Genomic DNA, 10,132 nt, shown 5'->3' with positions numbered 1-10,132 from the left:
GGCTTTGCAGTGGTTGGCACAGCCCTTGCTATACCTTGCTCAACGATATTCCGGTCAACCTCCGAAGGTTTCCCCGACATGAGCATCAGCTTCGACAAGGCGCTTGGTATCCACGAAAAGGCCCTGGGCTTCCGCGCCCAGCGCGCCGAAGTGCTGGCCAACAACATCGCCAACGCCGACACGCCCAACTACAAGGCGCGTGACATGGACTTTTCCTCGGTGCTGGCTGCCGAAACCAGCAAGCAGCAGGGTGGCCGGTTCGCCATGGACCGGACCAACAGCCGCCATATCGAAGCCGATGGGCTGGCGATCGCGGCCGACGATACCCTCAAGTACCGTACCCCGCTGCAGCCTTCGATCGACCAGAACACCGTGGACGCGCAGATCGAGCAATCGAACTACACCGAAAACGCCATCGGTTTCCAGGCCAGCTTCACCTTGCTCAACAGTAAATTCAAAGGGCTGGTTTCCGCCCTGCGGGGAGAATGACCATGTCCCTTTCCAGTGTTTTCAATATTGCCGGTAGCGGCATGAGCGCGCAGAACACGCGCCTGAACACCGTCGCTTCCAACATCGCCAACGCCGAGACCGTGTCCTCGAGCATCGACCAGACCTACCGCGCCCGCCACCCGGTGTTCGCCACCACCTTCCAGGATGCGCAGGCCGGCGGCAGCCAGTCGCTGTTCGAGGACCAGGGCGAAGCGGGGCAGGGCGTGCAGGTCAAAGGCATCGTCGAGGACCAGAGCACCCTGGAAGCGCGCTACGAGCCGAACCACCCGGCGGCGAACAAGGATGGTTACGTCTACTACCCCAACGTCAACGTGGTCGAGGAGATGGCTGACATGATCTCCGCCAGCCGCGCGTTCCAGACCAACGCCGAGCTGATGAACACCGCCAAAAGCATGATGCAGAAAGTCCTGACCCTGGGGCAGTGATAGGAAGCCGACATGACCACCACCAATTCCACCACCGACGTCGGTAGCGCCTACCTGACCTCGCTGCAGAAGCAGACCTCCAAGACCGACAGCAGCACCGGTGCCGCCGGCAGCGCGTTGGGCAAGGACGCGTTCCTGCAGCTGCTGGTTACCCAGATGCAGAACCAGAACCCGCTCGACCCGCAGGAAAACGGCGAGTTCGTGGCCCAGCTGGCGCAGTTCAGCAGCCTCGAAAGCATGCAGTCGCTGAATGATGCGGTGACCTATATCGCCACTGGGCTGCAGTCTTCCCAGGCCCTGCAGGCGTCGTCGCTGGTCGGGCGCAATGTGATCGTGCAGACCGACAAGGCCGTGGTCGACACCAGCAAGGACATGAAGGGTTCGGTCAACCTTACCTCGTCCAGCACCTCCACCTCGGTGGGTATCTACGACAAGGACGACAAGCTGGTACGTACCATCGAGCTGGGTACCCAGAAGGCCGGCAGCATCGACTTCACCTGGGATGGCCTGAACGACGACGGTGAAGTGGCCGATGCCGGCACCTACACCTTCAAGGCCAGCGCCTCGATCGATGGCCAGGCCACGGCCATGACCACCAACCTGCCGGCCTCGGTGACCAGCGTGACCATGGGCAGCAACGGTTCGGAAATGACGCTCAACCTGGCCGGCCTGGGCAGTGTTGCGCTTTCCAAAATTCAAAGCATCGGCATCTAGGGCCTGAGCAAAACGACAGGAGTTACACATGTCTTTCAATATCGGCCTTAGCGGCCTCTATGCAGCAAACAAGGCCCTGAACGTTACCGGCAACAACATTGCCAACGTTGCCACCACCGGCTTCAAGTCGTCGCGCGCCGAGTTCGCCGACCAGTACTCCAACTCCGTACGTGGCACCAGCGCGGGCAAGACCGTGATCGGTACCGGGGTGAAAACCGCTGCGGTTTCGCAGTTGTTCACTCCAGGCAACATCAATGCCACCGGCCAGGCGCTGGACATGGCCATCGATGGCAACGGTTTCTTTGCCCTGAACGACAACGGTTCGAAGATCTACACCCGTGCTGGCGCGTTCTACAGCGACAAGGCCGGTTATGTGGTGAACTCTTCGGGTGCCAACCTGCAGGGCTATGCAGTCGGTGAGGACGGCAAACTCATCCAGGGCGTGCTGACCAACCTGCAGATCGATACTTCCAACCTGACGCCCAAGCCAACCAGCCTGATCACCGAGAAGATCAACCTCAACTCGGCCGCAACCAGCCCTTCGGTAACGCCGTTCGACCCGACCAACGCCAGTTCCTACAACTTCACGTTCAATACCCCGGTGTACGACAGCCAGGGCAACGAACACCAGATGAACCAGTATTTCATCAAGGACGACGCGACCAACACCTGGTCGATGCACACCACCATCGATGGCCGAAACCCGGAAAACCCGGCTTCCACCACGCCGCTGGTCAACAATGTGCCCTTCAAGTCCGATGGCACCCTGGACAAGGATGCAATGACTGCGGGCGCGGTCACCGGTGGCCTGGCCATTGGCGAAGACAAGATCTTCCAGCTGCAGAACTGGATCCCTGCGCAGAAAAATGCGGCCGGCGAGTGGTCGGCCAATGGCGCCATCGCCAACGCCGGCGGTGTCAAGCTGGACATGCTGGGAGCCACCCAATACAACGCCTCGTCGGCAGAAATCGCCAAAACCCAGGATGGCTTCGCCACCGGTGAGCTTTCGGGGTTGAGCATTGACCAGAACGGCTACCTGTTTGCCAGCTTCACCAACGGCAAGGACAAGGTGATCGGCCAGGTGGCGATTGCCAACTTCGCCAACCTGCAGGGCCTGACCCCGATTGGCGGGACCAACTGGAAAGAGTCCTACTCCTCGGGTGTGCCGGTGATCGGCGCCCCGGACACCGGTACCCTGGGCCAGATCTCGGGTGGTGCGCTGGAAGATTCCAACGTCGACCTGACTGGCGAGCTGGTCAACCTGATCAAGGCGCAGAGCAACTACCAGGCCAACGCCAAGACCATTTCCACCGAAAGCACCATCATGCAGACCATCATCCAGATGACCTGATGATGGCTGGGGCTGCTGCGCAGCCCATCGCGACACAAGGCCGCTCCTACAGGAGATCGCGATTCCGTTGTAGGAGCGGCCTTGTGTCGCGATGGGCCGCAAAGCGGCCCCAAATTCTAAAAGGCTGACACTCATGACAAGGCTGCTGCTGATAACCCTGCTGGCCATGGCCCTGCCGCTCTCCGCCGCCCCCGCCCCGTTCTACCAATGGCAAAGCCTGGTCACCGGCCGCTACCTGTGCTCGGCCCACAACCCGGGCAAGGGCTGGGTGCGCCATGCCGGCCCCTATAACAATGCCGCCTGTCGCAGCCATTGAGCACGCCCTTGCCGCAGGCGGCAAACATCCGCCGACAAACTGACGTTTCTTGCCCCTCGTCCCGCTGAAACCCCCGTAAACCGGTCGTTTCAGACTTGGTTCGATTATTGCTTCGAACCTGCCAAGTGACAGCGCGGCAGCGACGCGCAGAGGAGATACTGTGGACAAGTTGCTTTATGTGGCCATGACCGGTGCCAGCCAGAACGCGCTGGCGCAGAAGGCTCACGCCAACAACCTGGCGAACGTTTCCACCAACGGTTTTCAGCGTGACCTGGAGCAGGCCCGTTCGATGCCGGTGTTCGGTGACAGCTTTCCGGCGCGCGCCTACGCCCTGACCGAGCGCCCGGCCACCGACTTCAGCGAAGGCCCGCTGGTTGAAACCGGCCGCGAACTGGACGTGGCGGTGACCGGCCAAGGGTTCATCGCTGTGCAGGCACCCGACGGCAGCGAAGCCTATGTGCGCACCGGCAGCCTGAACATCGATGCCCTCGGCGTGCTGCGTGCCGGCAACGGCATGCCGGTGATCGGCAACGGCGGCCCGATCGCCATCCCGCCAGAGCAGAAGGTGGAAGTGGGCGCCGACGGCACCCTCAGCATCCGCTCCATGGGTGAAGACCCGCGGGTGATCGCCGAAGTCGACCGCATCAAGCTGGTCAACCCGGACACCAAGGGCCTGCAAAAGGGCCTGGACGGCCTGATCCACACCGCCTCCGGCCAGCCGGCCGATGCCGACGTCAATGTGCGGGTGGTGTCGGGCTTCCTGGAAGGCAGCAACGTCAACGCTGTCGAGGAAATGACCTCGGTACTGGCGCTGTCCCGCCAGTTCGAACTGCACGTCAAGATGATGAACACGGCCAAGGAAGGCGACGAAGCCATGGCTCGGGTTTTGCAAATCGGCTAATCACTTTTGAACGGGTGCCGTAAAACAGGCGCACGAGGAGAATTACATGCTTCCGGCTCTTTGGGTCGCTAAAACCGGCCTGTCCGCCCAGGACACCAACCTGACGGTCATTTCCAACAACCTGGCCAACGTCTCGACTACCGGCTTCAAGCGTGACCGTGCCGAGTTTGCCGACTTGCTGTACCAGATCAAGCGTCAACCGGGTGCCCAGTCCACCCAGGACAGCGAGCTGCCATCGGGCCTGCAGGTCGGTACCGGTGTGCGCATCATCGGTACCCAGAAGAGCTTTGTCGCCGGCAGCCTGCAGACCACCGAAAACCCGCTGGACATGGCAGTCAACGGCCGTGGTTTCTTCCAGGTCCTGCAGCCGGATGGCACGGTTTCCTACACCCGTGACGGTACCTTCCACCTGAACTCCGACGGCCAGATCGTTACCGCCAACGGCTACGCCCTGGAGCCTGCCGTGGTCGTGCCCAACGACGCGCAAACCTTCACCGTCGGCACTGACGGCACCGTGTCGATCACCACCGCCGGCAACCCGGCCGCCCAGGTGATCGGCAACATCCAGACCGCCGACTTCATCAACCCGGCCGGCCTGCAGGCGATTGGCGACAACCTGTTCCTCGAGACTGCCGCCAGCGGCGCGCCGCAAGTGGGCACGCCGGGCCTGAACGGTTTCGGCACCACCCAGCAGCAGACCCTGGAAAACTCCAACGTCAGCACCGTGGAAGAACTGGTGAACATGATCACCACCCAGCGCGCCTACGAGATGAACTCCAAGGTCATCTCCACCGCCGACCAGATGCTGTCGTTCGTTACCCAGCAGCTGTAAGCCGCTTCGTACTTTCGTTACACCCGTGCCCGTGAGGTAAGCGTCATGAATCGTCTGTTGTCCGTTTTCGCCCTGGGGGGGGCGGTGTTGCTGGCAGGTTGCGTCGGCCCGACGCCCAAGCCCAACGACCCGTACTACGCGCCGGTGTTGCCGCGCACCCCATTGCCGGCAGCGGCCAACAACGGTTCGATCTACCAGGCCGGGTTCGAGCAGAACCTGTACAGCGACCGCAAGGCGTTCCGGGTGGGTGACATCATCACTATCACCCTCAACGAGAAAACTTCGGCCAGCAAGAACGCCGGTTCGCAGATCGCCAAGACCAGCAAGACCGACATCGGCCTGACCTCACTGTTCGGCAGTACCCCGAACACCAACAACCCGTTCGGCGGCGGTGACCTGTCGCTGGAGGCCGGCTACAGCGGTGACCGCGCCACCAAGGGCGACAGCAAGGCCACCCAGGGCAATACCCTGACCGGTTCGATCACCGTGACCGTGGCCGAAGTGCTGCCCAACGGCATCATTGCCGTGCGCGGCGAGAAGTGGCTGACCCTGAACACCGGCGAAGAGCTGGTGCGCATTGCCGGCATGGTCCGTGCCGACGACATCGCCACCGACAACACTGTGCCGTCCACCCGGGTGGCCGACGCGCGCATCACCTATTCCGGCACCGGCTCGTTCGCCGATGCCAGCCAGCCGGGGTGGCTGGACCGCTTCTTCATCAGCCCGCTTTGGCCTTTCTGAGTGCAGATGACCATGTTCAACCTGAGGCAGCTGTTTGCCGCAACCCTGCTGTTGTCCTGTGCCTTCGCGGCCCAGGCCGAGCGCCTGAAGGACATCGCCAGTATCTCTGGCGTGCGTTCCAACCAGTTGATCGGCTACGGCCTGGTGGTGGGCCTGAATGGCACGGGTGACCAGACCACCCAGACGCCGTTTACCCTGCAAACCTTCAACAACATGTTGTCGCAGTTCGGCATCAAGGTGCCGGCCGGTTCCGGCAACGTGCAGCTGAAAAACGTCGCTGCCGTGTCGGTGCATGCCGACCTGCCGGCGTTCGCCAAGCCAGGGCAGGTGGTGGACATTACCGTGTCGTCGATCGGCAACTCCAAGAGCCTGCGCGGCGGTAGCTTGCTGATGACCCCGCTGAAGGGTATCGACGGCAATGTCTACGCCATCGCCCAGGGCAACCTGGTGGTGGGCGGCTTCGACGCCGAAGGCCGTGACGGCTCGAAGATCACGGTCAACGTTCCGTCGGCGGGGCGCATTCCCGGTGGTGCCAGTGTCGAACGTTCGGTACCGAGCGGCTTCAACCAGGGCAACACCCTGACCCTGAACCTCAACCGCCCCGACTTCACTACTGCCAAACGTATTGTTGACAAGGTCAACGACCTGCTTGGGCCGGGCGTGGCCCAGGCCGTGGACGGTGGCTCGGTACGGGTCAGTGCGCCGATGGACCCAAGCCAGCGGGTGGACTACCTGTCGATTCTGGAAAACCTCGAAGTCGACCCTGGCCAGGCGGTGGCCAAGGTCATCATCAACTCGCGTACCGGCACCATCGTCATTGGCCAGAACGTCAAGGTGTCGCCGGCAGCGGTGACTCACGGCAGCCTGACCGTGACCATTACCGAAGACCCGATCGTGAGCCAGCCGGGGGCGTTTTCCAACGGCCAGACTGCCGTGGTGCCACGTTCGCGGGTAAATGCCGAGCAGGAAGCCAAGCCGATGTTCAAGTTCGGCCCGGGCACCACGCTGGATGAAATCGTCCGTGCGGTGAACCAGGTGGGGGCAGCGCCCGGCGACCTGATGGCCATCCTCGAAGCGCTGAAACAGGCCGGCGCCTTGCAGGCCGACCTGATCGTGATCTGAGGACGGCGCCCATGAACAGCAAAAGCCTGGTTTCCGGCAGCGCCGACAGCGGCGCCTATACCGACCTGAACCGCCTGAACGCGCTCAAACACGGCGACCGCGACAGCGAAGCCAACGTGCGCAAGGTGGCCCAGGAATTCGAGTCGCTGTTCATCAGCGAAATGCTCAAGGCCTCGCGCAAGGCCAGCGACGTGCTGGCCGCCGACAACCCGATGAACACCGAAACGGTCAAGCAGTACCGCGACATGTACGACCAGCAGCTGGCCGTGAGCATGTCCCGCGAAGGCGGCGGTATCGGCCTGCAGGACGTGCTGGTGCGGCAGCTGACCAAGGGCCGCAGCGCCTCGGTCAACACCAGCCCGTTCCCGCGTGTCGATAATGCTGGCCCGGCGCTGTGGGGCAACAAGGTGGCAGAGCCGGTACACGCCGCCGATACCACCACACGCAATGACGTCGCCGCGCTCAACTCGCGGCGCCTGGCCTTGCCCAGCAAGCTCACCGATCGCCTGCTGGCCGGTATCGTGCCAGCTGCGGCCACGGCCAACACCGCCGCCGTGCCGGCTCGCGATGGCCAGCAAGTGGCCAAGGCCTTTGCCGTGCCGGACAACGGCCTGCGCATTGTCGGCCGCGCCGTGGCCCAGCCACCGCTGGCGCCGAAAAAGGCCTTTGCCGACAGTGACGAATTCGTCGCCACGATGCTGCCGATGGCCGAGCAGGCCGCCAAGCGCATCGGTATCGACCCGCGCTACCTGGTGGCCCAGGCCGCGCTGGAAACCGGCTGGGGCAAGTCGGTGATGCGCAACAGCGATGGCAGCAGCAGCCACAACCTGTTCGGCATCAAGGCCAGCGGCAACTGGCAGGGCGAGCAGGCGCGCGCGATCACCAGCGAATTCCGCGATGGCCAGTTCGTCAAGGAAACTGCAGCGTTCCGCAGCTACGACTCGTACCAGGACAGCTTCCACGACCTGGTCAGCCTGTTGCAGAACAATTCTCGCTATCAAGGTGCGCTGGATTCGGCCGATAACCCGGAGCAGTTTGCAAGAGAGCTGCAGAAGGCAGGTTATGCGACCGACCCGGGCTATGCGCGCAAGATCATCAGCATCGCCCAGCAAATGCAGACAACCCCGCAATACGCCATGGCTGGCAGAACCACGAATCTATAAAAGGACTAAATCATGTCGAGCCTGATTTCGATTGGCCTGAGTGGCCTGAATGCCAGCCAGGCGGCATTGTCGGTAACCAGTAACAACATCGCCAACGCCGCGACCAGTGGCTACTCGCGCCAGCAGACACTGCAGGCGGCCGGCCCGTCGCATAATATTGGTGCGGGTTTCCTGGGCACCGGGACCACGCTGGCGGACGTGCGCCGCATCTACAGCTCGTACCTGGACAACCAGTTGCAGACGGCCACCTCGCTGCAGGCAGACTCGGTTACCTTCCAGGACCAGATCACCAGCGTCGACAAGTTGCTGGCCGACCGTGACACTGGCATCAGCTCGGTCCTCACTGCATTTTTCTCGGCGCTGCAGACCGCGGCGGCCAAGCCGGGTGACGTTGCCTCGCGCCAGCTGCTGCTGACCCAGGCGCAAACCCTGAGCAACCGTTTCAATGCGGTAAGCACCCAGTTGACCCAGCAGAACGCCACGATCAACTCCCAGCTCGATACCATGGCCGGGCAGGTGAACAAGCTCACCGCCAACATTGCCGAGTACAACAAGCAGATCACCGCGGCCAGCGCCTCCGGCAACACCCCCAACAGCCTGCTGGACGCACGCAGCGAAGCCGTGCGCCAGCTCAATGAGCTGGTGGGCGTGACCGTGCAGGAGCGTGAGGGCAACTACGACGTGTACCTGGGCAGTGGCCAGTCGCTGGTCACCGGGACCAAGGCCAACACCCTGTCGGTGGAGCCGGGTGTGGCCGACAAGAGCCAGGCCGGCCTGCGCATCAACTATGACTCGTTCAGCTCGGACGTGACCTCAGTAGTGTCGGGTGGCTCGATTGGTGGCTTGCTGCGCTATCGCCAGGACGTGCTGACGCCGTCGATGAACGAGCTGGGTCGGGTTGCCCTGGTCGTAGCCGACAGCATCAACAGCCAGCTGGGGCAGGGCCTGGATGCCAATGGCCAGTTCGGCAGCTCGCTGTTTTCCAGCATCAACAGCGCCACGGCCATTGCCCAGCGCAGCCTGGCCTCGTCGAACAACAGTGCCGGCTCCGGCAACCTGGACGTGACCATCGCCAACAGCGGCGCGCTGACCACCTACGACTACGAGGTGAAGTTCACCAGCGCCAACCAGTACAGCGTGCGCCGCTCCGACGGCACCGACATGGGCAGCTTCGACCTCAGTGCCGACCCGGCGCCGGTGATCGACGGCTTCAGCCTGTCGCTCAAAGGTGGCGGCCTGGCGGCAGGCGACAGCTTCAAGGTCATCCCCACCCGTGCCGCCGCGGGCAGCATCACCACCACCCTGACCGATGCCAACAAGCTGGCCTTCGCCGGGCCGGTCAGTGCAGCCGTGGGCAGTGGCAACAGCGGTACCGGCACCATCACCCAGCCGACGCTGGGCGAGTCGCTGGATATCTACGGCGGTGCCGACACCGCGCTGATCCAGCAGTCGATTCGCGACTCGATGCCCGTGCGTGTGGTGTTCGACGCGGCCAGTGGTGGCAGCCAGGGTTACAAGCTGTTCGATGCCAAGGGCACCCAGATCGGCACTGGCAGCGTGGTGCCTGGCCAGGACAACAAACTGTCCGTGGCCGTGCCCATGCTCGATGCCGCCGGCGAGCCGATTCTGGATGGCAGCGGCAAGCCGCGCACGTTCTCGGTGGAAACCACCATTGGCGGCAGCCCGGCGGCCAACGACAGCTTCACCCTGTCGTTCAACGCCGACGGCAAGGCCGACAACCGCAACGCCACGGCGCTGCTGGACCTGCAGACCAAGTCGACGGTCAACACCGGCTCCGGTGGCGGTACCAGCTTCACTTCCGCCTATGCCTCGCTGGTCGAGCGCGTGGGCGCCAAGGCCAGCCAGGCGGCCATCGACAACACGGCGACCGAGGCAGTGCTCAAGTCTGCCAGCGAAAGCCGCAACGCGGTGTCCGGGGTGAACCTGGATGACGAAGCCGCCAGCCTGGTGAAATTCCAGCACTACTACACAGCGTCGTCGCAGATCATCAAGGCGGCGCAAGAAACCTTCAGCACCCTGATCAACGCCCTGTAAGG

Annotated in this window: 11 protein-coding genes; all 11 read left to right on the top strand. The window is 63.0% G+C overall.

Annotated elements, in window-relative coordinates:
• Positions 1–78: 78 nt before the first annotated feature.
• The 11 genes from flgB (at position 79) to flgK (ending at position 10,130) form a co-directional block, all read left to right on the top strand.
• Entirely contained in the window at positions 79–489 is a 411-nt protein-coding gene (gene flgB, locus HP547_RS08505) for a flagellar basal body rod protein FlgB (RefSeq protein ID WP_172232598.1), read from the top strand.
• A 2-nt stretch (positions 490–491) separates the two neighbouring features.
• Positions 492–935 (top strand): flagellar basal body rod protein FlgC, encoded by a 444-nt coding sequence (gene flgC / locus HP547_RS08500; protein ID WP_026034446.1) that lies wholly within the window; start codon positions 492–494, stop codon positions 933–935.
• Between the two features lie 12 nt (positions 936–947).
• The gene (flgD, locus tag HP547_RS08495; protein WP_172232595.1) at positions 948–1,649 is read left to right on the top strand and encodes a flagellar hook assembly protein FlgD; all 702 of its coding nucleotides are present in this window, start codon (positions 948–950) and stop codon (positions 1,647–1,649) included.
• A gap of 28 nt (positions 1,650–1,677) precedes the next feature.
• Positions 1,678–3,000 carry a flagellar hook protein FlgE gene (flgE, locus tag HP547_RS08490; RefSeq protein ID WP_172286027.1) on the top strand — a complete coding sequence of 441 codons (1,323 nt, stop codon included), beginning with the start codon at positions 1,678–1,680 and terminating at the stop codon, positions 2,998–3,000.
• A 133-nt stretch (positions 3,001–3,133) separates the two neighbouring features.
• Positions 3,134–3,316, top strand: a complete 183-nt coding sequence (locus HP547_RS08485) for a hypothetical protein (RefSeq protein ID WP_172223954.1) — start codon at positions 3,134–3,136, stop codon at positions 3,314–3,316.
• 160 nt (positions 3,317–3,476) lie between these two features.
• Complete coding sequence (locus HP547_RS08480) at positions 3,477–4,217, top strand: flagellar basal body rod protein FlgF (RefSeq protein WP_172223950.1); 741 nt, start codon at positions 3,477–3,479, stop codon at positions 4,215–4,217.
• A 46-nt stretch (positions 4,218–4,263) separates the two neighbouring features.
• Positions 4,264–5,049 carry a flagellar basal-body rod protein FlgG gene (gene flgG / locus HP547_RS08475; RefSeq protein WP_172223945.1) on the top strand — a complete coding sequence of 262 codons (786 nt, stop codon included), beginning with the start codon at positions 4,264–4,266 and terminating at the stop codon, positions 5,047–5,049.
• A gap of 45 nt (positions 5,050–5,094) precedes the next feature.
• Positions 5,095–5,790: a flagellar basal body L-ring protein FlgH gene (flgH, locus tag HP547_RS08470; protein ID WP_172223942.1), complete on the top strand. Its 696-nt coding sequence runs from the start codon at positions 5,095–5,097 to the stop codon at positions 5,788–5,790.
• 12 nt (positions 5,791–5,802) lie between these two features.
• Positions 5,803–6,912: a flagellar basal body P-ring protein FlgI gene (locus tag HP547_RS08465; protein ID WP_172223938.1), complete on the top strand. Its 1,110-nt coding sequence runs from the start codon at positions 5,803–5,805 to the stop codon at positions 6,910–6,912.
• 11 nt (positions 6,913–6,923) lie between these two features.
• Positions 6,924–8,075 (top strand): flagellar assembly peptidoglycan hydrolase FlgJ, encoded by a 1,152-nt coding sequence (gene flgJ / locus HP547_RS08460; protein WP_172223933.1) that lies wholly within the window; start codon positions 6,924–6,926, stop codon positions 8,073–8,075.
• A gap of 12 nt (positions 8,076–8,087) precedes the next feature.
• Positions 8,088–10,130 carry a flagellar hook-associated protein FlgK gene (gene flgK, locus HP547_RS08455; protein ID WP_172286026.1) on the top strand — a complete coding sequence of 681 codons (2,043 nt, stop codon included), beginning with the start codon at positions 8,088–8,090 and terminating at the stop codon, positions 10,128–10,130.
• Positions 10,131–10,132 lie beyond the last annotated feature (2 nt).

The sequence above is a fragment of the Pseudomonas sp. CM27 genome, assembly GCF_013179515.1.
Classification (GTDB): domain Bacteria; phylum Pseudomonadota; class Gammaproteobacteria; order Pseudomonadales; family Pseudomonadaceae; genus Aquipseudomonas.
The sequence above is the reverse complement of the archived record's forward strand: the minus strand, read 5'-3'. Positions and strand labels throughout refer to the sequence as shown.